The 23,306-nt window shown below is 46.4% G+C and carries 23 protein-coding genes and 2 pseudogenes; 20 read left to right on the top strand and 5 right to left on the bottom strand.

The features are described from left to right. Nucleotides 1-132 precede the first annotated feature (132 nt). Complete coding sequence (pphB, locus tag J4645_RS10880; protein WP_023214358.1) at nucleotides 133-789, bottom strand: protein-serine/threonine phosphatase; 657 nt, start codon at nucleotides 787-789, stop codon at nucleotides 133-135. A gap of 223 nt (nucleotides 790-1,012) precedes the next feature. On the opposite strand from pphB, the pseudogene J4645_RS10875 reads away from it, so the two are divergent. Then, nucleotides 1,013-1,443: pseudogene (locus J4645_RS10875) on the top strand (transposase); the annotation flags it as partial. Between the two features lie 72 nt (nucleotides 1,444-1,515). On the opposite strand, the pseudogene J4645_RS10870 reads toward J4645_RS10875, so the two are convergent. The 4 genes and pseudogenes from J4645_RS10870 to invH all read right to left on the bottom strand — a co-directional run. Next, nucleotides 1,516-1,608: pseudogene (locus J4645_RS10870) on the bottom strand (GNAT family N-acetyltransferase); the annotation flags it as partial. A gap of 49 nt (nucleotides 1,609-1,657) precedes the next feature. Beyond that, a complete protein-coding gene (locus J4645_RS10865) occupies nucleotides 1,658-2,005 on the bottom strand; it encodes a DUF1493 family protein (RefSeq protein ID WP_001555786.1) in 348 nt (115 codons plus the stop codon). Beyond that, nucleotides 1,990-2,439, bottom strand: a complete 450-nt coding sequence (locus tag J4645_RS10860) for an STM2901 family protein (protein ID WP_023215377.1) — start codon at nucleotides 2,437-2,439, stop codon at nucleotides 1,990-1,992. Before J4645_RS10860 ends, J4645_RS10865 begins: the two co-directional genes overlap by 16 nt. Before the next feature lie 431 nt (nucleotides 2,440-2,870). Further along, on the bottom strand, nucleotides 2,871-3,314 hold the full coding sequence (invH, locus tag J4645_RS10855; protein ID WP_023214357.1) for an SPI-1 type III secretion system invasion lipoprotein InvH: 444 nt from the start codon (nucleotides 3,312-3,314) through the stop codon (nucleotides 2,871-2,873). A gap of 456 nt (nucleotides 3,315-3,770) precedes the next feature. On the opposite strand from invH, the gene invF reads away from it, so the two are divergent. From invF to J4645_RS10760, 19 genes are all read left to right on the top strand, one after another. After that, the gene (invF, locus tag J4645_RS10850) at nucleotides 3,771-4,421 is read left to right on the top strand and encodes a type III secretion system transcriptional activator InvF (RefSeq protein ID WP_001674874.1); all 651 of its coding nucleotides are present in this window, start codon (nucleotides 3,771-3,773) and stop codon (nucleotides 4,419-4,421) included. Continuing rightward, the gene (gene invG, locus J4645_RS10845) at nucleotides 4,418-6,106 is read left to right on the top strand and encodes a type III secretion system outer membrane ring protein InvG (protein WP_000848099.1); all 1,689 of its coding nucleotides are present in this window, start codon (nucleotides 4,418-4,420) and stop codon (nucleotides 6,104-6,106) included. Before invF ends, invG begins: the two co-directional genes overlap by 4 nt. Continuing rightward, nucleotides 6,103-7,221 carry a type III secretion system gatekeeper InvE gene (gene invE / locus J4645_RS10840; protein ID WP_000612171.1) on the top strand — a complete coding sequence of 373 codons (1,119 nt, stop codon included), beginning with the start codon at nucleotides 6,103-6,105 and terminating at the stop codon, nucleotides 7,219-7,221. The genes invG and invE overlap by 4 nt, the downstream gene beginning before the upstream one ends. Nucleotides 7,222-7,245: 24 nt before the next feature. After that, nucleotides 7,246-9,303 carry a type III secretion system export apparatus protein InvA gene (gene invA, locus J4645_RS10835; protein ID WP_000927219.1) on the top strand — a complete coding sequence of 686 codons (2,058 nt, stop codon included), beginning with the start codon at nucleotides 7,246-7,248 and terminating at the stop codon, nucleotides 9,301-9,303. A gap of 23 nt (nucleotides 9,304-9,326) precedes the next feature. Beyond that, nucleotides 9,327-9,734, top strand: coding sequence for an SPI-1 type III secretion system chaperone SpaK (spaK, locus tag J4645_RS10830; protein ID WP_001164066.1), 408 nt, complete (start codon nucleotides 9,327-9,329; stop codon nucleotides 9,732-9,734). Next, nucleotides 9,731-11,026, top strand: a complete 1,296-nt coding sequence (gene invC / locus J4645_RS10825) for a SctN family type III secretion system ATPase InvC (RefSeq protein ID WP_000856766.1) — start codon at nucleotides 9,731-9,733, stop codon at nucleotides 11,024-11,026. Before spaK ends, invC begins: the two co-directional genes overlap by 4 nt. Further along, the gene (gene spaM / locus J4645_RS10820; RefSeq protein ID WP_000555884.1) at nucleotides 11,004-11,447 is read left to right on the top strand and encodes an SPI-1 type III secretion system protein SpaM; all 444 of its coding nucleotides are present in this window, start codon (nucleotides 11,004-11,006) and stop codon (nucleotides 11,445-11,447) included. The genes invC and spaM overlap by 23 nt, the downstream gene beginning before the upstream one ends. Continuing rightward, nucleotides 11,447-12,457: an SPI-1 type III secretion system protein SpaN gene (gene spaN / locus J4645_RS10815; RefSeq protein ID WP_023214356.1), complete on the top strand. Its 1,011-nt coding sequence runs from the start codon at nucleotides 11,447-11,449 to the stop codon at nucleotides 12,455-12,457. Before spaM ends, spaN begins: the two co-directional genes overlap by 1 nt. After that, a complete protein-coding gene (spaO, locus tag J4645_RS10810) occupies nucleotides 12,457-13,368 on the top strand; it encodes an SPI-1 type III secretion system protein SpaO (RefSeq protein WP_023214355.1) in 912 nt (303 codons plus the stop codon). Before spaN ends, spaO begins: the two co-directional genes overlap by 1 nt. Continuing rightward, the gene (gene spaP / locus J4645_RS10805) at nucleotides 13,358-14,032 is read left to right on the top strand and encodes an SPI-1 type III secretion system export apparatus protein SpaP (protein ID WP_000526016.1); all 675 of its coding nucleotides are present in this window, start codon (nucleotides 13,358-13,360) and stop codon (nucleotides 14,030-14,032) included. The genes spaO and spaP overlap by 11 nt, the downstream gene beginning before the upstream one ends. Nucleotides 14,033-14,057: 25 nt before the next feature. Further along, nucleotides 14,058-14,318, top strand: a complete 261-nt coding sequence (gene spaQ / locus J4645_RS10800; protein WP_000342503.1) for an SPI-1 type III secretion system export apparatus protein SpaQ — start codon at nucleotides 14,058-14,060, stop codon at nucleotides 14,316-14,318. Nucleotides 14,319-14,321: 3 nt separating this feature from the next. Further along, entirely contained in the window at nucleotides 14,322-15,113 is a 792-nt protein-coding gene (gene spaR, locus J4645_RS10795; protein WP_023214354.1) for an SPI-1 type III secretion system export apparatus protein SpaR, read from the top strand. Next, the gene (gene spaS / locus J4645_RS10790; protein WP_000097721.1) at nucleotides 15,100-16,170 is read left to right on the top strand and encodes an SPI-1 type III secretion system export apparatus protein SpaS; all 1,071 of its coding nucleotides are present in this window, start codon (nucleotides 15,100-15,102) and stop codon (nucleotides 16,168-16,170) included. The genes spaR and spaS overlap by 14 nt, the downstream gene beginning before the upstream one ends. A 137-nt stretch (nucleotides 16,171-16,307) precedes the next feature. Then, nucleotides 16,308-16,805: a SycD/LcrH family type III secretion system chaperone SicA gene (gene sicA, locus J4645_RS10785; protein ID WP_000386309.1), complete on the top strand. Its 498-nt coding sequence runs from the start codon at nucleotides 16,308-16,310 to the stop codon at nucleotides 16,803-16,805. Between the two features lie 2 nt (nucleotides 16,806-16,807). Further along, nucleotides 16,808-18,589, top strand: a complete 1,782-nt coding sequence (sipB, locus tag J4645_RS10780; RefSeq protein ID WP_000245782.1) for an SPI-1 type III secretion system needle tip complex protein SipB — start codon at nucleotides 16,808-16,810, stop codon at nucleotides 18,587-18,589. Between the two features lie 27 nt (nucleotides 18,590-18,616). Further along, on the top strand, nucleotides 18,617-19,846 hold the full coding sequence (sipC, locus tag J4645_RS10775) for an SPI-1 type III secretion system needle tip complex protein SipC (protein WP_000909028.1): 1,230 nt from the start codon (nucleotides 18,617-18,619) through the stop codon (nucleotides 19,844-19,846). Nucleotides 19,847-19,916: 70 nt separating this feature from the next. Next, a complete protein-coding gene (gene sipD, locus J4645_RS10770; protein WP_023214353.1) occupies nucleotides 19,917-20,939 on the top strand; it encodes an SPI-1 type III secretion system needle tip complex protein SipD in 1,023 nt (340 codons plus the stop codon). 18 nt (nucleotides 20,940-20,957) lie between these two features. Then, nucleotides 20,958-23,015, top strand: coding sequence for an SPI-1 type III secretion system effector SipA (gene sipA / locus J4645_RS10765; RefSeq protein ID WP_023214352.1), 2,058 nt, complete (start codon nucleotides 20,958-20,960; stop codon nucleotides 23,013-23,015). Between the two features lie 18 nt (nucleotides 23,016-23,033). Further along, the gene (locus J4645_RS10760) at nucleotides 23,034-23,282 is read left to right on the top strand and encodes an acyl carrier protein (protein WP_001055579.1); all 249 of its coding nucleotides are present in this window, start codon (nucleotides 23,034-23,036) and stop codon (nucleotides 23,280-23,282) included. Nucleotides 23,283-23,306: the final 24 nt, after the last annotated feature.

The following is a 23,306-nucleotide window of genomic DNA, read 5'->3' as shown; positions in this document are numbered from 1 at the left end:
GATCTTAATGCTGAAATGGGCAGAAAAACGCGAAATTTAGACGCTATTACGAATGGGCAATGGTACTTATTGAAGGCTATATCATTGCCCATAATGCAGGGAGGGTTAATATTATATAATTCTATTTCCAGATTACTTTATTTTAAAAAAAGACAGATTGCGTGAACAGAAAGAACCGGTGTCAATGTAGATTTGATTGGCGAATGTTGTTGTGTAGTCAACAATCATATGGCCGAAGATGAAAGTATCCGCACCGCGTATTGGATGGATATTCCCCTGTAACGAACCAAGCAGACGATCGCGTGACCATAGAACGCTATCAATATCAACTTGCTTCTCATAATCGTAGCTGTCATCTGGATAATCGGCATGGGCAATCACGTACTTCTTTGAGGACGTTTCAACCTGTATGATGTGAGGACGCTGCTTAAAAGTTAGTAATAGTTCAGTGGCTTCTTGCCTGTCTTTTTCGGTGACCGAGTCGTACCAGTAACCACCGTTTACATACCAGAAATTGCCATCCTGTGTTTCAAAAGCGTCAAGTGCCATAGCTTCATGATTACCCACTACAGAAATAAACCATGAGGTATTTAACAGTCTCAGTGTTTCAAGGTTTCCTTTTCCTCGATCAATGTTATCTCCAGTGGAGATCAAGAGATCGGTATCAGGAGAGAAATTTAATTGAGCCAGTCTGGTTAACAATAAGGAGTAACATCCATGAATATCACCAACGACCCAAATGTGGCGATAGAGATCGCTGTTGATGTCAGCATAACGAATTAATTCCATGATGTTCCTATAGCACAATTTTGGAGGCTGGTATTATAACAAAGAAGTAGGGTGATATTAATTTTTATTCTTTAAAATACACAGTTATTAAAATAGCCTACAAGCTAGAAATGAATAGATAATATATATTTTATGAATCGGTTAATTAAAGTAGACGATGTGCTTGAAAGATGCACGATTTCTCGCGCAACACTTTACTGATTAATTGCAAAGGCATACTTTCTCGCTCAGCGGCACGACGGATACGCAGGCACTGCCGGGGCTGATTAGCCAGACTCACTGTAAAATCAGGGAAGCCTCGGCTGACGGCGCTTATGACACGCGCTATTGCCATGATGTGTTATTGAGGAAAAAAATCAGGCCGCTAATCCCGCCACGAAGCGGTGCGCGATACTGGCCGGACAAGTAGTACCATGAGCGTAACCACGCGGTGGCGAATCAACATCGGAGCGGCAGCAATGAGGTCTGGAAAAGAAAGTGGGCTATCACCGTCGTTCAGTAGTGGAAACAGCGATGTTTCGTATTAAAACCTTGCTGGGCGGCTATCTGAGTCTGCGGAACTATGACGCGCAGGTGGGTGAAGCGATGGCGATGCTCAAGGCGCTGAACTGGATGACGTTGTTGGCAATGCCGACCAGCGTCAGGCTCGTATAACGAGTGCTCCGGTGGGAGTCCTGTATCCTTATCGTTGGCCGATTCTGAATTATTCAACAAAGCCTCATGTTGTCATAACCTACCAGATGCAGATAAAGTAGCATAAAGCGTTTTAAACGACAGCAACAAGGAAAGGGGTTGATCGTTTAATGATACTGCGCCAAATAACAAAATTCATAGTAATTAACTCCTGATTAATTCGACATATTTTTCACTAATCATAAAGCCATTTCCCAGCTTTCGCTGACTCAGAAAACATTCTGATTGTTAAAGGTGTACGAGTTCGTTCTACATCTTCCCGTTTTAATTTAAACCATCGTGTAAGCAGTGGAGTATTCTCCCAGGGAAAATAACACGACCATTTAACTTGTGATAAATCTACATTAAATTTTTTTTCAAATTTATCCAAAGCTTCATGCAGGTCATCGCCTGGAGCTTCAAATAAATCAGAATCAAGTTCTAAAGGGATTTCTTTCCAATTGCTGTCTAAATATCCGGGAATCTCTTCACGGAAGAGTGCTAACACCTCTTGCTGAATTGTGTCCATCAAAAGGATGTCCATTGTATACGATCTTTAGGGCGTGCTATTAGGTTGTATTTTGCCTGAGTTCTCCTTGATACCTGGTAAATTGAATTCACAAGACCAACCCAACCTAACCATGGAACATATCGTGCTATGACTGCGGCAAGATTATTTGTTTTTCGCATTCTTATACCAACGGGTGTAGGAACTCTAATACCAAAAGGAGTTCGTGCATTTCGTAAAAGCATTCTCCCATACCTGGAGATAACACTTGTCCCTTTGATTGCCTCTCCCGGTTTCGTTCTGGTTTTTAACCACGGTTGCCCGGCGAGGATAGCAGCACCTGACTCAATGCTAATCCCAGGTTCATCACAAAATTGCTCAAGGAAAATTACATCAAATAGTTCACCTGCTGACAGGTTCGATTGTCCGTGGTAGAAGTAGGTTCCGTTTAGTTCTTCTGTCGTATCCATTCAATCACCTTATAGACTGTTTGCCATTCATTCCAGACATCGGGACGTTTCTGCCGCTATACTAGCCTGGTAGTCAATACGCTGTCACAGGTAAAAAGAACGTTATCCGCGAAAAGTGGATGGGATATCGTAAGAATGCCAACATGTGGAGAAAGAGGGGGATGTCAGTTTACCGCGATATACGAGACGATAGTTTGTCAGTATAAGTTTCGGCTATTTTCCCGAGTCTGGGAGGCAGTTCTTTATCGCAAATAAAAAAAGCAGCAGCGAGGTGCTGCTGTATCAAAAAGCAGATTGATAAATGCAACGTAAGAGACAAATGGCCAACCGTAAAAGTGACCATAGCTATAATAATTATATTGATATTAAGTGGCAATGCAAAATATGGTCTTAATTATATCATGATGAGTTCAGCCAACTGTGATATGGCCTTATAAGGCTTGCAGTCTTTCATGGGCAGTAAGTAACGTCTGATATATGCTTAAATTCTTACTTCCGGGTTCAAGTAAAACTTTTTTAAATTCGGTCATGAGTTGCTCTTCATCTTCTTTCGAACGCATGTATTGTGGATGTTCCTGGAAGAAGATGAGCGCCTGTTCTTTGGTTTGTTTATATTTTTCGCAAAAAATGCTTGAGCTGATTGCGCTATTTTTTGATGCGGAATTATCAGCGTTCTGGTTTGATAATGATTTATTCTTCGCAAGGTCTGACGGCACATACGGAAGAGACTGACACTCATCAATACTATTTGCGTTGGCCAGTTGCTCTTTCTGAGCGCCAGGTTGCTGTACCGGTTTGCTCACGGAGGAAGGGAGGGGCACCTGGGCACAGCCAATCAGTAAAAAGACAGGAAGACAGCTATAAAATTTTTTCATATTAACTCCAACTACAGAAGAATGAGGCACAATGTTTTTACACAACCGTCAGAACGTTATCTGACAATAGTGATAAGGGGGCGAATGCGTTTCAGGAATGCTAGCAAAAAAAACTTCTGATATAAATAATTAATTCTTCATCCCGATGACAATATTTGATTTTTTGCTGCTGCAGAATAATAAGCCAGAATTTATACACTATGAGCTGATTTTCTATTTTAAATTATCAAGCGCTGTGCAAGTGGGCCAATTTAATTAGCGGGTGGCATCAGTTTCATAATGATTGCATCAGGATTTTGCCACTCGCTCCCGGTATTGTTTACATATTAAAATGATTTTTAACTGGTGCTGACAACTATGCTAAATACGCAGGAAGTACTTAAAGAAGGAGAGAAGCGGAAAATCCGCAGCCCGGAAGCATGGTTTATACAGACGTGTTCCGCGCAAAAGCTGCATATGTCATTTTCTGAAAGCCGACACAATGAAAACTGCCTGATTCAGGAAGGCGCGCTGCTTTTTTGCGAGCAGGCCGTTGTCGCACCAGTATCAGGAGACCTGGTTTTTCGACCGTTAAAAATTGAAGTACTCAGCAAATTACTGGCATTTATCGATGGCGCAGGATTAGTGGACACGACATATGCTGAATCCGATAAATGGGTTTTGCTGAGTCCTGAGTTTCGCGCTATTTGGCAAGATCGTAAACGCTGCGAGTACTGGTTTTTGCAGCAAATTATTACGCCTTCTCCGGCCTTCAATAAGGTACTGGCGCTGTTACGAAAAAGCGAGAGTTACTGGTTAGTTGGCTATTTACTTGCTCAGTCAACCAGCGGCAACACGATGAGAATGCTGGGAGAAGACTATGGCGTTTCTTATACCCATTTTCGTCGTTTGTGCAGCAGAGCGTTGGGCGGAAAAGCGAAGAGTGAATTACGAAACTGGCGTATGGCGCAATCGCTGCTGAATAGTGTAGAAGGCCACGAGAACATCACCCAATTAGCCGTTAATCATGGTTACTCATCGCCTTCACATTTTTCTAGTGAGATCAAAGAGCTGATCGGCGTTTCGCCGCGGAAATTATCAAATATTATTCAATTGGCAGACAAATGAAGACACATATTCTTTTGGCCAGAGTGCTGGCATGTGCCGCGCTTGTTCTGGTTGCACCTGGTTATTCTAGTGAAAAAATACCTGTAACGGGAAGTGGGTTTGTTGCGAAAGACGATAGCCTGCGGACATTTTTCGATGCAATGGCGCTACAGCTAAAGGAGCCTGTCATTGTTAGCAAAATGGCGGCACGAAAAAAAATTACGGGCAACTTTGAGTTTCACGATCCTAACGCATTACTGGAGAAGCTTTCCCTACAACTGGGGCTGATTTGGTATTTCGATGGGCAGGCTATCTATATTTATGACGCCAGTGAAATGCGCAATGCCGTGGTTTCTTTACGCAACGTTTCACTCAATGAGTTCAACAATTTTCTAAAACGCTCAGGTTTATATAACAAAAATTACCCGCTACGTGGCGATAACCGTAAAGGAACATTCTATGTTTCAGGGCCACCCGTCTATGTTGATATGGTGGTCAACGCCGCCACCATGATGGACAAGCAAAACGATGGTATTGAGCTGGGACGCCAGAAAATAGGGGTGATGCGTCTGAACAATACCTTCGTGGGCGATCGTACCTACAATCTGCGCGATCAGAAAATGGTTATCCCCGGTATTGCTACGGCGATTGAAAGGTTATTGCAGGGAGAAGAGCAACCCTTAGGTAATATTGTCAGTAGCGAACCTCCGGCGATGCCAGCGTTTTCAGCGAATGGAGAAAAAGGTAAAGCAGCAAATTATGCCGGTGGCATGAGTCTGCAGGAAGCTTTAAAGCAAAATGCCGCGGCGGGCAATATTAAAATCGTGGCCTATCCGGATACCAACAGTTTGTTAGTAAAAGGAACGGCTGAGCAGGTGCATTTTATCGAAATGCTGGTTAAAGCGCTGGATGTCGCCAAACGTCACGTAGAATTATCCCTGTGGATTGTCGATCTTAATAAAAGCGATCTGGAGCGTTTGGGCACTTCATGGAGCGGCAGCATTACTATTGGGGACAAACTTGGCGTGTCATTAAACCAGGCTTCAATAAGTACCCTCGATGGCAGTCGATTCATCGCCGCGGTAAATGCGTTAGAAGAGAAGAAACAGGCGACGGTGGTTTCGCGCCCGGTATTACTGACTCAGGAAAATGTTCCCGCTATTTTTGATAACAACAGAACGTTTTACACCAAGCTGATTGGGGAACGTAATGTGGCGCTTGAGCATGTAACATATGGAACAATGATCCGAGTGCTGCCCCGTTTTTCCGCAGATGGTCAGATAGAAATGTCGCTGGACATTGAAGATGGTAACGATAAGACGCCGCAATCCGATACTACCACCTCCGTAGATGCGTTACCCGAAGTCGGACGAACGTTAATTAGCACTATTGCGAGAGTTCCGCACGGAAAAAGTTTGCTGGTCGGTGGTTATACACGGGATGCAAATACCGATACTGTCCAAAGTATTCCGTTTTTAGGCAAATTACCGCTTATTGGTAGCCTGTTCCGTTATTCCAGTAAGAATAAAAGTAATGTTGTTCGTGTATTCATGATTGAACCAAAAGAAATTGTCGACCCGTTAACGCCGGATGCCAGCGAATCGGTAAACAATATTCTGAAACAAAGCGGTGCCTGGAGTGGGGACGATAAGTTACAGAAATGGGTTCGTGTTTATCTGGATAGAGGTCAGGAGGCAATTAAATGATTCCTGGCTCAACCTCCGGTATTTCATTTTCCAGAATATTGTCCCGGCAGACATCTCACCAGGATGCGACCCAGCATACTGATGCGCAACAGGCGGAAATACAACAGGCCGCAGAGGATTCGTCTCCAGGGGCGGAAGTACAAAAATTTGTCCAGTCGACGGACGAAATGTCAGCGGCGCTGGCGCAATTTCGTAACCGTCGCGATTATGAAAAAAAATCCAGTAATTTATCTAATAGTTTTGAACGCGTGCTGGAGGATGAGGCTTTACCGAAGGCGAAGCAAATATTAAAGCTAATTAGCGTACATGGCGGCGCGTTAGAAGATTTTTTACGTCAGGCGCGTAGCTTATTTCCTGACCCCAGTGATTTAGTCCTTGTGTTACGCGAATTGCTTCGTCGTAAAGATCTGGAAGAGATCGTGCGGAAAAAGCTGGAGTCGTTACTTAAGCACGTTGAAGAGCAAACCGATCCGAAGACCCTCAAGGCAGGGATTAATTGTGCGTTGAAGGCCCGGCTTTTTGGGAAAACATTATCGTTAAAACCAGGCTTATTGCGCGCCAGCTATCGGCAATTTATCCAGAGTGAATCACATGAAGTGGAGATTTACTCTGACTGGATAGCCAGTTATGGCTATCAACGTCGACTGGTGGTACTGGATTTTATCGAGGGTTCGCTATTAACCGATATTGACGCGAATGACGCCAGCTGTTCGCGTCTGGAGTTTGGCCAGCTTTTACGACGCCTGACGCAACTTAAAATGTTGCGCTCCGCTGACCTACTGTTTGTGAGTACATTGTTGTCGTATTCGTTTACCAAAGCGTTTAATGCGGAGGAGTCGTCGTGGCTACTACTGATGCTTTCACTATTGCAACAGCCACATGAAGTGGATTCGCTGTTAGCCGATATTATAGGTTTGAATGCGTTATTGCTTAGTCATAAAGAACATGCATCCTTTTTGCAGATATTTTATCAAGTATGTAAAGCCATACCCTCTTCACTCTTTTATGAAGAATATTGGCAGGAAGAATTGTTAATGGCGTTACGTAGTATGACCGATATTGCCTACAAGCATGAAATGGCAGAACAGCGTCGTACTATTGAAAAGCTGTCTTAATTTAATATTAACAGGATACCTATAGTGCTGCTTTCTCTACTTAACAGTGCTCGTTTACGACCTGAATTACTGATTCTGGTACTAATGGTGATGATCATTTCTATGTTCGTCATTCCATTACCTACCTATCTGGTTGATTTCCTGATCGCACTGAATATCGTACTGGCGATATTGGTGTTTATGGGGTCGTTCTACATTGACAGAATCCTCAGTTTTTCAACGTTTCCTGCGGTACTGTTAATTACCACGCTCTTTCGTCTGGCATTATCGATCAGTACCAGCCGTCTTATCTTGATTGAAGCCGATGCCGGTGAAATTATCGCCACGTTCGGGCAATTCGTTATTGGCGATAGCCTGGCGGTGGGTTTTGTTGTCTTCTCTATTGTCACCGTGGTCCAGTTTATCGTTATTACCAAAGGTTCAGAACGCGTCGCGGAAGTCGCGGCCCGATTTTCTCTGGATGGTATGCCCGGTAAACAGATGAGTATTGATGCCGATTTGAAGGCCGGTATTATTGATGCGGATGCCGCGCGCGAACGGCGAAGCGTACTGGAAAGGGAAAGCCAGCTTTACGGTTCCTTTGACGGTGCGATGAAGTTTATCAAAGGTGACGCTATTGCCGGCATCATTATTATCTTTGTGAACTTTATTGGCGGTATTTCGGTGGGGATGACCCGCCATGGTATGGATTTGTCCTCCGCCCTGTCTACTTATACCATGCTGACCATTGGTGATGGTCTTGTCGCCCAGATCCCCGCATTGTTGATTGCGATTAGTGCCGGTTTTATCGTGACTCGCGTAAATGGCGATAGCGATAATATGGGGCGGAATATCATGACGCAGCTGTTGAACAACCCATTTGTATTGGTTGTTACGGCTATTTTGACCATTTCAATGGGAACTCTGCCGGGATTCCCGCTGCCGGTATTTGTTATTTTATCGGTGGTTTTAAGCGTACTCTTCTATTTTAAATTCCGTGAAGCAAAACGTAGCGCCGCCAAACCTAAAACCAGCAAAGGCGAGCAGCCGCTCAGTATTGAGGAAAAAGAAGGGTCGTCGTTAGGACTGATTGGCGATCTCGATAAAGTCTCTACAGAGACTGTACCGTTGATATTACTTGTGCCGAAGAGCCGGCGTGAAGATCTGGAAAAAGCTCAACTTGCGGAGCGTCTACGTAGTCAGTTCTTTATTGATTATGGCGTGCGCCTGCCGGAAGTATTGTTACGCGATGGCGAGGGTCTGGACGATAACAGCATCGTATTGTTGATTAATGAGATCCGTGTTGAACAATTTACGGTCTATTTTGATTTGATGCGAGTGGTAAATTATTCCGATGAAGTCGTGTCCTTTGGCATTAATCCAACAATCCATCAGCAAGGTAGCAGCCAGTATTTCTGGGTAACGCATGAAGAGGGGGAGAAACTCCGGGAGCTTGGCTATGTGTTGCGGAACGCGCTTGATGAGCTTTACCACTGTCTGGCGGTGACGCTGGCGCGCAACGTCAATGAATATTTCGGTATTCAGGAAACAAAACATATGCTGGACCAACTGGAAGCGAAATTTCCTGATTTACTTAAAGAAGTGCTCAGACATGCCACGGTACAACGTATATCTGAAGTTTTGCAGCGTTTGTTAAGCGAACGTGTTTCCGTGCGTAATATGAAATTAATTATGGAAGCGCTCGCCTTGTGGGCGCCAAGAGAAAAAGATGTCATTAACCTTGTGGAGCATATTCGTGGAGCAATGGCGCGTTATATTTGCCATAAATTCGCCAATGGCGGCGAATTACGAGCAGTAATGGTATCTGCTGAAGTTGAGGATGTTATTCGCAAAGGGATCCGTCAGACCTCTGGCAGTACCTTCCTCAGCCTTGACCCGGAAGCCTCCGCTAATTTGATGGATCTCATTACACTTAAGTTGGATGATTTATTGATTGCACATAAAGATCTTGTCCTCCTTACGTCTGTCGATGTCCGTCGATTTATTAAGAAAATGATTGAAGGTCGTTTTCCGGATCTGGAGGTTTTATCTTTCGGTGAGATAGCAGATAGCAAGTCAGTGAATGTTATAAAAACAATATAAGGGCTTAATTAAGGAAAAGATCTATGCAACATTTGGATATCGCTGAATTAGTTCGTTCCGCACTGGAAGTAAGTGGTTGCGATCCTTCACTCATCGGAGGAATAGATAGCCATTCAACAATTGTTCTGGATTTATTTGCATTGCCAAGTATCTGTATCAGCGTCAAGGACGATGATGTATGGATCTGGGCGCAATTGGGTGCTGACAGCATGGTGGTATTACAACAGCGGGCTTATGAAATCTTAATGACCATAATGGAAGGATGCCATTTTGCCCGCGGCGGGCAATTACTACTGGGGGAGCAGAATGGGGAGCTAACGCTTAAAGCCTTAGTGCATCCGGATTTTTTATCTGACGGTGAAAAGTTCTCTACTGCCTTGAATGGGTTTTACAACTATCTGGAAGTTTTTAGTCGGTCGCTAATGAGATGAAAACACCTCGTTTACTGCAATATCTGGCCTACCCACAAAAAATAACCGGCCCAATTATTGAGGCGGAATTGCGCGATGTAGCCATTGGCGAACTGTGTGAAATACGCCGTGGCTGGCACCAAAAACAGGTTGTTGCACGTGCGCAGGTGGTTGGCTTACAGCGGGAACGCACCGTGCTGAGCCTTATCGGCAATGCCCAGGGGCTGAGCCGCGATGTCGTGCTTTATCCCACTGGACGTGCGTTATCGGCGTGGGTGGGATACTCGGTATTAGGCGCGGTGTTGGATCCGACGGGGAAAATCGTTGAGCGTTTTACCCCTGAAGTGGCGCCGATTAGCGAAGAACGCGTTATTGATGTCGCACCGCCTTCTTACGCTTCGCGCGTTGGCGTCCGTGAACCGCTGATTACCGGTGTGCGCGCGATTGACGGGTTATTGACCTGTGGCGTAGGCCAGCGAATGGGCATTTTTGCCTCCGCAGGATGCGGTAAGACCATGCTGATGCATATGCTGATCGAGCAAACGGAGGCGGATGTCTTTGTTATCGGTCTTATCGGTGAACGAGGCCGTGAGGTCACTGAATTCGTGGATATGTTGCGCGCTTCGCATAAGAAAGAAAAATGCGTGCTGGTTTTTGCCACTTCCGATTTCCCCTCGGTCGATCGCTGCAATGCGGCGCAACTGGCGACAACCGTAGCGGAATATTTTCGCGACCAGGGAAAACGGGTCGTGCTTTTTATCGATTCCATGACCCGTTATGCGCGTGCTTTGCGAGATGTGGCACTGGCGTCGGGAGAGCGTCCGGCCCGTCGAGGTTATCCCGCCTCCGTATTCGATAATTTGCCCCGCTTGCTGGAACGCCCCGGGGCGACCAGCGAGGGAAGCATTACTGCCTTTTATACGGTACTGCTGGAAAGCGAGGAAGAGGCGGACCCGATGGCGGATGAAATTCGCTCTATCCTTGACGGTCACCTGTATCTGAGCAGAAAGCTGGCCGGTCAGGGACATTACCCGGCAATCGATGTACTGAAAAGCGTAAGCCGCGTTTTTGGACAAGTCACGACGCCGACACATGCTGAACAGGCATCTGCCGTGCGTAAATTAATGACGCGTCTGGAAGAGCTCCAGCTTTTCATTGATTTGGGAGAATATCGTCCTGGCGAAAATATCGATAACGATCGGGCGATGCAGATGCGGGATAGCCTGAAAGCCTGGTTATGCCAGCCGGTAGCGCAGTATTCATCCTTTGATGACACGTTGAGCGGTATGAATGCATTCGCTGACCAGAATTAAAGTATTGCAGCGGCGCTGTACGGTATTTCATTCACAGTGTGAGTCGATATTACTTCGCTATCAGGATGAGGACCGCGGGCTGCAGGCCGAGGAGGAGGCGATCCTTGAACAAATAGCGGGTCTGAAATTGTTATTAGATACGCTGCGTGCAGAAAACAGACAGCTCAGTCGTGAGGAAATTTATACGTTATTACGTAAGCAGTCTATTGTTCGCCGGCAGATAAAAGATTTAGAACTCCAGATTATACAAATTCAGGAAAAACGGAGCGAGCTGGAAAAGAAAAGGGAAGAGTTTCAGAAAAAAAGTAAATATTGGTTGCGCAAAGAAGGGAACTATCAACGCTGGATAATCCGTCAGAAAAGACACTATATCCAGCGAGAGATACAGCAGGAAGAGGCCGAGTCAGAGGAGATAATTTAATGGGCGATGTGTCAGCTGTCAGTTCATCCGGGAACATTTTACTGCCGCAGCAGGATGAGGTTGGCGGTTTATCAGAAGCATTAAAAAAAGCGGTGGAAAAACATAAGACAGAATATTCCGATCATAAAAAAGATCGCGACTATGGCGATGCTTTCGTAATGCATAAAGAAACGGCTTTACCGGTATTGCTGGCGGCATGGCGACATGGCGCGCCAGCGAAATCAGAACATCACAATGGCAACGTTTCTGGTCTGCATCATAACGGAAAAGGCGAACTCAGGATTGCTGAAAAACTGTTGAAAGTCACTGCTGAAAAATCTGTCGGTTTAATTTCTGCGGATGCCAAAGTAGATAAATCCGCAGCGTTGCTATCGTCTAAAAATAGGCCGTTAGAAAGCGTAAGTGGTAAAAAATTATCTGCTGATTTAAAAGCTGTGGAATCCGTTAGTGAAGTAACCGATAACGCCACGGGAATCTCTGACGATAATATCAAGGCATTGCCTGGGGATAATAAAGCCATCGCGGGTGAAGGCGTTCGTAAAGAGGGCGCGCCGCTGGCGCGGGATGTCGCACCTGCCCGAATGGCCGCAGCCAATACCGGTAAGCCTGACGATAAAGATCATAAAAAGGTTAAAGATGTTTCTCAGCTTCCGCTGCAACCAACCACTATCGCCGATCTTAGCCAATTAACCGGCGGCGATGAAAAAATGCCTTTAGCGGCGCAATCAAAGCCGATGATGACTATTTTTCCCACTGCCGATGGCGTGAAAGGGGAGGATAGCTCACTGACTTACCGTTTTCAGCGCTGGGGAAATGACTATTCCGTCAATATTCAGGCGCGGCAAGCAGGGGAGTTTTCGTTAATACCGTCAAATACGCAGGTTGAACATCGTTTGCATGATCAATGGCAAAACGGTAATCCCCAGCGCTGGCACCTGACGCGAGACGATCAACAAAATCCGCAGCAGCAACAGCACAGACAGCAATCTGGCGAGGAGGATGACGCCTGATGTCATTGCGTGTGAGACAGATTGATCGTCGCGAATGGCTATTGGCGCAAACCGCGACAGAATGCCAGCGCCATGGCCAGGAAGCTACGCTGGAATATCCGACGCGACAGGGAATGTGGGTTCGGTTGAGCGATGCAGAAAAACGGTGGTCGGCGTGGATTCAACCTGGGGACTGGCTTGAGCATGTCTCTCCCGCTCTGGCGGGGGCGGCGGTTTCTGCTGGCGCTGAGCACCTGGTCGTTCCCTGGCTTGCTGCAACAGAGCGACCGTTTGAGTTGCCCGTGCCGCATTTGTCCTGTCGGCGTTTATGCGTAGAGAACCCCGTGCCGGGAAGCGCGCTGCCGGAAGGGAAATTGTTGCACATTATGAGCGATCGGGGCGGCCTGTGGTTTGAATATCTTCCTGAACTGCCTGCAGTCGGGGGCGGCAGGCCGAAAATGCTGCGTTGGCCGTTGCGCTTTGTAATCGGTAGCAGTGATACGCAGCGTTCGTTGCTGGGCCGAATCGGGATCGGAGATGTACTCCTGATTCGTACTTCCCGTGCGGAAGTTTATTGCTACGCGAAAAAGTTAGGTCATTTCAACCGTGTTGAAGGGGGAATTATTGTGGAAACGTTAGATATTCAACATATCGAAGAAGAAAATAATACAACTGAAACTGCAGAAACTCTGCCTGGCTTGAACCAATTGCCCGTCAAACTGGAATTTGTTTTGTATCGTAAGAACGTTACCCTCACCGAACTCGAAACCATGGGGCAGCAGCAGCTATTATCACTGCCGACCAATGCTGAACTTAACGTTGAAATTATGGCGAATGGTGTTTTGCTGGGTAATGGCGAACTGGTACAGATGAATGACACCTTAGGCGTTGAGATCCATGAATGGCTGAGCGAGTCTGGTAATGGGGAATGATATCTCATTAATTGCCTTACTGGCATTTTCCACCCTGTTGCCATTTATTATTGCGTCAGGAACCTGTTTCGTTAAATTTTCTATTGTATTTGTCATGGTGCGTAACGCCCTGGGATTGCAGCAGATACCTTCAAATATGACGCTTAACGGCGTCGCATTGCTGCTTTCTATGTTTGTTATGTGGCCCATAATGCATGATGCCTACGTCTATTTTGAGGACGAAGATGTCACCTTTAATGATATTTCGTCATTAAGTAAGCATGTTGATGAAGGTCTGGATGGTTATCGCGATTATCTGATCAAATATTCAGATCGCGAGTTAGTTCAGTTTTTTGAAAACGCGCAACTGAAGCGTCAGTATGGAGAAGAGACCGAGACGGTAAAGCGTGACAAAGATGAAATTGAAAAACCATCAATATTTGCGTTATTACCTGCTTATGCGCTGAGCGAAATAAAAAGCGCGTTTAAAATTGGTTTTTATCTCTATTTGCCCTTTGTTGTCGTCGACCTGGTGGTATCCAGCGTGCTACTGGCGCTGGGGATGATGATGATGAGTCCGGTGACGATATCTACACCTATTAAGCTGGTGCTTTTTGTCGCGCTTGATGGCTGGACATTACTGTCTAAGGGATTGATTTTACAGTATATGGACATTGCAACATGACATCATTACGAGACGGGATAGTTAAATGGATGATTTAGTGTTTGCAGGTAATAAGGCGCTCTATCTTGTTTTGATCCTGTCAGGGTGGCCGACGATTGTCGCAACGATTATCGGCCTCCTGGTAGGGTTATTCCAGACGGTAACGCAATTACAGGAACAGACGCTGCCTTTTGGCATTAAATTACTTGGCGTGTGTTTGTGCTTGTTTTTACTGTCTGGCTGGTATGGCGAAGTTTTACTCTCTTACGGGCGTCAGGTGATATTCCTGGCGTTGGCTAAGGGGTAAAAAATGTTTTACGCGTTGTACTTTGAAATTCATCACCTGGTTGCGTCTGCGGCACTAGGGTTTGCTCGCGTGGCGCCGATTTTTTTCTTCCTGCCGTTTTTGAATAGCGGGGTATTAAGCGGCGCGCCGAGAAACGCCATTATCATCCTGGTGACATTGGGAGTATGGCCGCATGCATTGAACGAGGCGCCGCCGTTTTTATCGGTGGCGATGATCCCGTTAGTTCTGCAAGAAGCGGCGGTAGGCGTCATGCTGGGCTGTCTGCTGTCATGGCCTTTTTGGGTTATGCATGCACTGGGTTGTATTATCGATAACCAGCGAGGGGCAACGCTAAGTAGCAGTATCGATCCGGCAAACGGCATTGATACCTCGGAAATGGCTAATTTCCTGAATATGTTTGCCGCTGTCGTTTATTTACAAAACGGCGGTCTGGTCACGATGGTTGACGTGTTAAATAAAAGCTATCAGCTATGCGATCCGATGAACGAGTGCACGCCTTCATTACCGCCGCTATTAACGTTTATTAATCAGGTGGCTCAAAACGCCTTGGTTCTGGCCAGTCCGGTGGTATTAGTGCTGTTGCTGTCAGAAGTATTCCTGGGTTTATTGTCGCGCTTTGCTCCGCAAATGAACGCTTTTGCGATTTCACTGACGGTAAAAAGCGGTATTGCCGTTTTAATTATGCTGCTTTATTTCTCTCCGGTACTACCGGACAATGTACTGCGACTCTCTTTCCAGGCCACAGGATTAAGCAGTTGGTTTTACGAGCGAGGGGCGACGCATGTCCTCGAATAAAACAGAAAAACCGACTAAAAAACGGCTGGAAGACTCCGCTAAAAAAGGCCAGTCATTTAAAAGTAAAGATCTCATTATCGCCTGCCTGACGCTGGGAGGAATTGCCTATCTGGTGTCGTATGGCTCATTTAATGAGTTTATGGGGATAATTAAGATCATTATTGCGGATAATTTTGATCAGAGCATGGCTGACTACAGTTTGGCCGTTTTTGGGATAGGGTTAAAATATCTAATTCCATTTATGCTGCTCTGCTTAGTGTGTTCCGCATTACCGGCGTTATTACAGGCCGGTTTCGTGCTGGCGACAGAAGCATTAAAACCTAATTTATCGGCGTTAAACCCGGTAGAAGGGGCGAAAAAACTTTTTAGTATGCGCACGGTTAAAGATACGGTCAAAACCCTACTGTATCTCTCATCCTTTGTGGTGGCCGCCATCATTTGCTGGAAGAAATATAAGGTTGAAATCTTTTCTCAGTTAAATGGCAATGTTGTGGATATTGCCGTTATTTGGCGTGAACTTCTCCTCGCATTGGTATTAACTTGCCTTGCTTGCGCATTGATTGTCTTATTATTGGATGCTATTGCGGAATATTTCCTGACCATGAAAGACATGAAAATGGATAAGGAAGAAGTGAAGCGTGAAATGAAGGAGCAGGAAGGGAACCCAGAGGTTAAATCTAAAAGACGTGAAGTTCATATGGAAATTCTGTCTGAACAGGTGAAATCCGATATTGAAAACTCACGCCTGATTGTTGCCAACCCCACGCATATTACGATCGGGATTTATTTTAAACCCGAATTGATGCCGATTCCGATGATCTCAGTGTATGAAACGAATCAGCGCGCACTGGCCGTCCGCGCCTATGCGGAGAAGGTTGGCGTACCTGTGATCGTCGATATCAAACTGGCGCGCAGTCTTTTCAAAACCCATCGCCGTTATGATCTGGTGAGTCTGGAAGAAATTGATGAAGTTTTACGTCTTCTGGTTTGGCTGGAAGAAGTAGAAAACGCGGGCAAAGACGTTATTCAGCCACAAGAAAATGAAGTACGACATTGAGCCGCGTAAAGCAGTAGCGATGTATTCATTGGGCGTTTTTTGAATGTTCACTAACCACCGTCGGGGTTTAATAACTGCATCAGATAAACGCAGTCGTTAAGTTCTACAAAGTCGGTGACAGATAACAGGAGTAAGTAATGGATTATCAAAATAATGTCAGCGAAGAACGTGTTGCGGAAATGATTTGGGATGCCGTTAGTGAAGGCGCCACGCTAAAAGACGTTCACGGGATCCCTCAAGATATGATGGACGGTTTATATGCTCATGCTTATGAGTTTTATAACCAGGGACGACTGGATGAAGCTGAGACGTTCTTTCGTTTCTTATGCATTTATGATTTTTACAATCCCGATTACACCATGGGACTGGCGGCGGTATGCCAACTGAAAAAACAATTTCAGAAAGCATGTGACCTTTATGCAGTAGCGTTTACGTTACTTAAAAATGATTATCGCCCCGTTTTTTTTACCGGGCAGTGTCAATTATTAATGCGTAAGGCGGCAAAAGCCAGACAGTGTTTTGAACTTGTCAATGAACGTACTGAAGATGAGTCTCTGCGGGCAAAAGCGTTGGTCTATCTGGAGGCGCTAAAAACGGCGGAGACAGAGCAGCACAGTGAACAAGAAAAGGAATAATTATGGTAAATGACGCAAGTAGCATTAGCCGTAGCGGATATACCCAAAATCCGCGCCTCGCTGAGGCGGCTTTTGAAGGCGTTCGTAAGAACACGGACTTTTTAAAAGCGGCGGATAAAGCTTTTAAAGATGTGGTGGCAACGAAAGCGGGCGACCTTAAAGCTGGAACAAAGTCCGGCGAGAGCGCTATTAATACGGTGGGTCTAAAGCCGCCTACGGACGCCGCCCGGGAAAAACTCTCCAGCGAAGGGCAATTGACATTACTGCTTGGCAAGTTAATGACCCTACTGGGCGATGTTTCGCTGTCTCAACTGGAGTCTCGTCTGGCGGTATGGCAGGCGATGATTGAGTCACAAAAAGAGATGGGGATTCAGGTATCGAAAGAATTCCAGACGGCTCTGGGAGAGGCTCAGGAGGCGACGGATCTCTATGAAGCCAGCATCAAAAAGACGGATACCGCCAAGAGTGTTTATGACGCAGCGGCCAAAAAACTGACGCAGGCGCAAAATAAATTGCAATCGCTGGACCCGGCTGACCCCGGCTATGCACAAGCTGAAGCCGCGGTAGAACAGGCCGGAAAAGAAGCGACAGAGGCGAAAGAGGCATTAGATAAGGCCACGGATGCGACGGTTAAAGCAGGCACAGACGCCAAAGCGAAAGCCGAGAAAGCGGATAACATTCTGACCAAATTCCAGGGAACGGCTAATGCCGCCTCTCAGAATCAGGTTTCCCAGGGTGAGCAGGATAATCTGTCTAATGTCGCCCGCCTCACTATGCTCATGGCCATGTTTATTGAGATTGTGGGCAAAAATACGGAAGAAAGCCTGCAAAACGATCTTGCGCTTTTCAACGCCTTGCAGGAAGGGCGTCAGGCGGAGATGGAAAAGAAATCGGCTGAATTCCAGGAAGAGACGCGCAAAGCCGAGGAAACGAACCGCATTATGGGATGTATCGGGAAAGTCCTCGGCGCGCTGCTAACCATTGTCAGCGTTGTGGCCGCTGTTTTTACCGGTGGGGCGAGTCTGGCGCTGGCTGCGGTGGGACTTGCGGTAATGGTTGCCGATGAAATTGTGAAGGCGGCGACGGGGGTGTCGTTTATTCAGCAGGCGCTGAACCCGATTATGGAGCATGTGCTGAAGCCGTTAATGGAGCTGATTGGCAAGGCGATTACCAAAGCGCTGGAAGGATTAGGCGTCGATAAGAAAACGGCAGAGATGGCCGGCAGCATTGTTGGTGCGATTGTCGCCGCTATTGCCATGGTAGCGGTCATTGTGGTGGTCGCAGTTGTCGGGAAAGGCGCGGCGGCGAAACTGGGTAACGCGCTGAGCAAAATGATGGGCGAAACGATTAAGAAGTTGGTGCCTAACGTGCTGAAACAGTTGGCACAAAACGGCAGCAAACTCTTTACCCAGGGGATGCAACGTATTACTAGCGGTCTGGGTAATGTGGGTAGCAAGATGGGCCTGCAAACGAATGCCTTAAGTAAAGAGCTGGTAGGTAATACCCTAAATAAAGTGGCGTTGGGCATGGAAGTCACGAATACCGCAGCCCAGTCAGCCGGTGGTGTTGCCGAGGGCGTATTTATTAAAAATGCCAGCGAGGCGCTTGCTGATTTTATGCTCGCCCGTTTTGCCATGGATCAGATTCAGCAGTGGCTTAAACAATCCGTAGAAATATTTGGTGAAAACCAGAAGGTAACGGCGGAACTGCAAAAAGCCATGTCTTCTGCGGTACAGCAAAATGCGGATGCTTCGCGTTTTATTCTGCGCCAGAGTCGCGCATAAAAACTGCCAAAATAAAGGGAGAAAAATATGTTAATTAGTAATGTGGGAGTAAATCCCGCCGCTTATTTAAATAATCATTCTGTTGAGAATAGTTCACAGACAGCTTCGCAATCCGTTAGCGCTAAAGATATTCTGAATAGTATTGGTATTAGCAGCAGTAAAGTCAGTGACCTGGGGTTGAGTCCTACACTGAGCGCGCCTGCGCCAGGGGTATTAACGCAAACCCCCGGAACGATCACGTCCTTTTTAAAAGCCAGTATTCAAAATACCGACATGAATCAGGATTTGAATGCCCTGGCAAATAATGTCACGACTAAAGCGAATGAGGTTGTGCAAACCCAGTTACGCGAGCAGCAGGCAGAAGTCGGAAAGTTTTTTGATATTAGCGGAATGTCTTCCAGTGCCGTTGCGCTGTTGGCTGCCGCGAATACGTTAATGCTGACGTTGAACCAGGCTGATAGCAAACTGTCTGGTAAGTTGTCATTAGTCAGCTTTGATGCAGCTAAAACGACGGCAAGCTCCATGATGCGCGAAGGGATGAATGCGTTGTCCGGTAGTATTTCCCAGAGCGCGCTTCAGTTGGGGATCACTGGCGTGGGCGCCAAACTGGAATATAAGGGGCTGCAGAATGAAAGAGGCGCGCTTAAACATAATGCCGCGAAGATCGATAAACTGACCACTGAAAGCCACAGTATTAAAAACGTGCTGAACGGGCAGAATAGCGTCAAACTCGGTGCTGAAGGCGTCGATTCTCTGAAATCGTTAAATATGAAGAAAACCGGTACCGATGCGACGAAAAATCTTAATGATGCGACGCTTAAATCTAATGCCGGAACCAGCGCCACGGAAAGTCTGGGTATTAAAGACAGTAATAAACAAATCTCCCCTGAACATCAGGCTATTCTGTCGAAACGTCTTGAGTCTGTCGAATCCGATATTCGTCTTGAGCAGAATACCATGGATATGACCCGAATTGATGCGCGCAAGATGCAGATGACGGGCGATCTGATTATGAAGAACTCGGTCACGGTCGGTGGTATTGCAGGGGCGTCCGGGCAGTACGCCGCTACTCAGGAACGTTCCGAGCAGCAAATTAGCCAGGTGAATAACCGTGTTGCCAGCACCGCATCGGACGAAGCCCGTGAAAGTTCACGTAAATCGACCAGCCTGATTCAGGAAATGCTGAAAACAATGGAGAGCATTAACCAGTCGAAAGCATCCGCACTTGCTGCTATCGCAGGCAATATTCGCGCTTAATCTGAAAGGTCATCTATACGCCATCATGGGTGTGATTTAATCGCGCTCCTGATGGCGAACTGGGGATATTATGCTTAATATTCAAAATTATTCCGCTTCTCCTCATCCGGGGATCGTTGCCGAACGGCCGCAGACTCCCTCGGCGAGCGAGCATGTCGAGGCTGCCGTGGTACCGTCTACCACAGAACATCGCGGCACAGATATCATTTCATTATCGCAGGCGGCTACTAAAATCCAGCAGGCACAGCAGACGCTGCAGTCAACGCCACCGATCTCTGAAGAGAATAATGACGAGCGCACGCTGGCGCGCCAGCAGTTGACCAGCAGCCTGAATGCGCTGGCGAAGTCCGGCGTGTCATTATCCGCAGAACAAAATGAGAACCTGCGGAGCGCGTTTTCTGCGCCGACGTCGGCCTTATTTAGCGCTTCGCCTATGGCGCAACCGAGAACAACCATTTCTGATGCTGAGATTTGGGATATGGTTTCCCAAAATATATCGGCGATAGGTGACAGCTATCTGGGCGTTTATGAAAACGTTGTCGCAGTCTATACCGATTTTTATCAGGCCTTCAGTGATATTCTTTCCAAAATGGGAGGCTGGTTATCGCCTGGTAAGGATGGAAATACCATTAAGCTAAATGTTGACTCACTTAAAAGTGAAATAAGTAGTTTAATTAATAAATACACTCAAATAAATAAAAATACGATTTTATTTCCCTCGCAAACTGGCAGCGGAGTGACAACAGCAACGAAAGCGGAAGCTGAGCAGTGGATTAAAGAATTGAATTTACCGGACAGCTGTCTAAAGGCGTCTGGTTCTGGTTATGTCGTACTGGTGGATACGGGGCCACTGAGCAAAATGGTTAGCGATCTTAATGGAATAGGATCGGGTTCAGCCCTTGAACTGGATAACGCCAAATATCAAGCCTGGCAGTCGGGTTTTAAAGCACAGGAAGAAAATCTGAAAACCACATTACAGACGCTGACGCAAAAATACAGCAATGCCAATTCATTGTACGACAACCTGGTAAAAGTGCTGAGCAGTACGATAAGTAGCAGCCTGGAAACCGCCAAAAGCTTCCTGCAAGGATAATAGAAGAGGATATTAATAATGGTTACAAGTGTAAGAACTCAGCCCCCCGTCATGATGCCAGGTATGCAGACCGAGATCAAAACGCAGGCCACGAATCTTGCGGCGAATCTTTCCGCAGTCAGAGAAAGTGCCACAGCGACGCTGTCAGGGGAAATTAAAGGCCCGCAACTGGAAGATTTTCCCGCGCTGATCAAACAGGCGAGTCTGGATGCGTTGTTTAAATGCGGGAAAGACGCTGAGGCGTTAAAAGAAATTTTCACCAATTCAAATAATGTCGCCGGTAAGAAAGCGATAATGGAATTTGCCGGGCTCTTTCGTTCAGCGCTCAACGCCACCAGTGATTCTCCTGAGGCGAAGACGCTACTAATGAAGGTGGGGGCAGAGTATACCACGCAAATCATAAAAGATGGCCTGAAAGAAAAGTCAGCTTTTGGGCCATGGCTGCCAGAAACAAAGAAAGCGGAAGCGAAGCTGGAAAACCTGGAAAAGCAGCTGTTAGATATCATCAAAAATAACACTGGCGGTGAATTAAGTAAATTATCGACGAATCTTGTTATGCAGGAGGTGATGCCCTATATTGCCAGCTGCATTGAACATAACTTTGGCTGTACGTTGGATCCGTTAACCCGTAGCAATCTTACGCAGCTTGTTGACGCCGCGGCGGCGAAGGCGGTTAAGGCGCTTGATATGTGCCACCAAAAATTAACGCAAGAGCAGGGTACCAGCGTAGGACGGGAAGCCCGGCACCTTGAAATGCAAACGTTGATACCCCTGCTGCTACGTAATGTTTTTGCACAAATTCCTGCAGATAAACTGCCTGACCCTAAAATTCCGGAACCTGCGGCTGGACCAGTACCTGATGGTGGGAAAAAAGCAGAACCTACGGGTATTAATATCAATATTAATATTGATAGCAGTAACCATAGCGTGGATAACAGTAAGCATATTAACAATAGCCGAAGCCATGTCGATAATAGCCAGCGCCATATCGATAATAGCAACCATGATCATAGCCGGAAGACGATTGATAATAGCCGAACATTTATTGATAACAGCCAACGCCATGGCGAGTCACACCATTCGACTAACAGCAGCAACGTAAGTCATAGTCATTCGCGTGTGGATTCGACTACGCATCAAACGGAGACGGCACACAGCGCCAGCACAGGGGCAATTGACCATGGCATCGCAGGTAAAATTGACATCACGGCTCATGCGACGGCAGAGGCTGTGACCAACGCTTCTTCCGAAAGTAAAGATGGAAAGGTGGTCACGTCAGAAAAGGGCACTACGGGTGAAACACCCTCTTTTGATGAAGTCGATGGCGTAACCAGCAAGAGCATTATCGGCAAGCCGGTACAGGCCACGGTGCACGGCGTTGATGATAATAAACAGCAAAGCCAGACGGCAGAGATTGTGAATGTGAAGCCGCTTGCCAGTCAACTGGCTGGCGTCGAGAATGTTAAAATCGATACCTTACAATCAGACTCGACGGTAATTACAGGTAATAAAGCCGGTACGACCGATAATGATAATAGTCAGACAGATAAGACTGGCCCATTTTCTGGTTTGAAGTTTAAGCAAAATAGTTTCCTCTCAACAGTACCGAGCGTTACGAATATGCATTCAATGCATTTCAACGCCCGTGAGGCGTTTTTGGGTGTGATACGTAAAGCCCTGGAGCCGGATACCTCCACACCGTTCCCTGTACGCAGAGCGTTTGACGGCTTGCGTGCGGAAATATTACCCAATGACACGATAAAGAGTGCAGCGTTGAAAGCGCAATGTAGCGATATTGACAAGCACCCAGAATTGAAAGCGAAAATGGATACGCTTAAAGAGGTCATTACTCATCATCCACAAAAAGAAAAACTGGCTGAGATTGCACTGCAGTTTGCCAGAGAGGCGGGGTTGACCAGGCAAAAAGGGGAAACTGACTATGTGTTAAGTAATGTGCTGGACGGCCTTATCGGAGACGGTAGCTGGCGAGCTGGCCCGGCTTACGAGTCATACCTGAATAAACCTGGCGTAGATCGGGTTATTACTACCGTTGATGGCTTGCACATGCAGCGTTAATTAACCGGGAAAGATGCGATGAATATGGATATTGAAGCAAGAGTCAAAAAAGTGATCACCTCCTGTATTGCCGTTGATGTTGATAGTATCAATGGTCAGACCCATCTGGTTGAGGATCTTTATGCTGACTCATTGGATTTAATTGATATTGTATTTGGTCTTAGTGAGGAGTTTGACATTAGTTGCAATGAAAACGATCTTCCTGATATGACGACCTTTGCGGATATATGCCGTGTTGTTAAAAAAAGTCTTGAGTCCAGGGTGTAGTATTTTTCTCTCGCTCGACAACAA

This window comes from Salmonella sp. 32082101201600294FB01SM01 (assembly GCF_017572865.1).
In the GTDB taxonomy this organism is placed as follows: Bacteria; Pseudomonadota; Gammaproteobacteria; order Enterobacterales; family Enterobacteriaceae; genus Salmonella; species Salmonella enterica.
Note: the sequence above shows the minus strand (reverse complement) of the source record. Positions and strands in the feature narration are given on the sequence as shown.

Excerpts from the sequence above, each read along its gene's own strand:
- pphB (WP_023214358.1), bottom strand. The coding sequence starts at position 789 with ATGGAATTAATTCGTTATGCTGACATCAACAGCGATCTCTATCGCCAC.
- J4645_RS10865 (WP_001555786.1), bottom strand. The coding sequence starts at position 2,005 with ATGGACATCCTTTTGATGGACACAATTCAGCAAGAGGTGTTAGCACTC.
- J4645_RS10860 (WP_023215377.1), bottom strand. The coding sequence starts at position 2,439 with ATGGATACGACAGAAGAACTAAACGGAACCTACTTCTACCACGGACAA.
- invH (WP_023214357.1), bottom strand. The coding sequence starts at position 3,314 with ATGAAAAAATTTTATAGCTGTCTTCCTGTCTTTTTACTGATTGGCTGT.
- invF (WP_001674874.1), top strand. The coding sequence starts at position 3,771 with ATGTCATTTTCTGAAAGCCGACACAATGAAAACTGCCTGATTCAGGAA.
- invG (WP_000848099.1), top strand. The coding sequence starts at position 4,418 with ATGAAGACACATATTCTTTTGGCCAGAGTGCTGGCATGTGCCGCGCTT.
- invE (WP_000612171.1), top strand. The coding sequence starts at position 6,103 with ATGATTCCTGGCTCAACCTCCGGTATTTCATTTTCCAGAATATTGTCC.
- spaK (WP_001164066.1), top strand. The coding sequence starts at position 9,327 with ATGCAACATTTGGATATCGCTGAATTAGTTCGTTCCGCACTGGAAGTA.
- invC (WP_000856766.1), top strand. The coding sequence starts at position 9,731 with ATGAAAACACCTCGTTTACTGCAATATCTGGCCTACCCACAAAAAATA.
- spaM (WP_000555884.1), top strand. The coding sequence starts at position 11,004 with ATGCATTCGCTGACCAGAATTAAAGTATTGCAGCGGCGCTGTACGGTA.
- spaN (WP_023214356.1), top strand. The coding sequence starts at position 11,447 with ATGGGCGATGTGTCAGCTGTCAGTTCATCCGGGAACATTTTACTGCCG.
- spaO (WP_023214355.1), top strand. The coding sequence starts at position 12,457 with ATGTCATTGCGTGTGAGACAGATTGATCGTCGCGAATGGCTATTGGCG.
- spaP (WP_000526016.1), top strand. The coding sequence starts at position 13,358 with ATGGGGAATGATATCTCATTAATTGCCTTACTGGCATTTTCCACCCTG.
- spaQ (WP_000342503.1), top strand. The coding sequence starts at position 14,058 with ATGGATGATTTAGTGTTTGCAGGTAATAAGGCGCTCTATCTTGTTTTG.
- spaR (WP_023214354.1), top strand. The coding sequence starts at position 14,322 with ATGTTTTACGCGTTGTACTTTGAAATTCATCACCTGGTTGCGTCTGCG.
- spaS (WP_000097721.1), top strand. The coding sequence starts at position 15,100 with ATGTCCTCGAATAAAACAGAAAAACCGACTAAAAAACGGCTGGAAGAC.
- sicA (WP_000386309.1), top strand. The coding sequence starts at position 16,308 with ATGGATTATCAAAATAATGTCAGCGAAGAACGTGTTGCGGAAATGATT.
- sipB (WP_000245782.1), top strand. The coding sequence starts at position 16,808 with ATGGTAAATGACGCAAGTAGCATTAGCCGTAGCGGATATACCCAAAAT.
- sipC (WP_000909028.1), top strand. The coding sequence starts at position 18,617 with ATGTTAATTAGTAATGTGGGAGTAAATCCCGCCGCTTATTTAAATAAT.
- sipD (WP_023214353.1), top strand. The coding sequence starts at position 19,917 with ATGCTTAATATTCAAAATTATTCCGCTTCTCCTCATCCGGGGATCGTT.
- sipA (WP_023214352.1), top strand. The coding sequence starts at position 20,958 with ATGGTTACAAGTGTAAGAACTCAGCCCCCCGTCATGATGCCAGGTATG.
- J4645_RS10760 (WP_001055579.1), top strand. The coding sequence starts at position 23,034 with ATGAATATGGATATTGAAGCAAGAGTCAAAAAAGTGATCACCTCCTGT.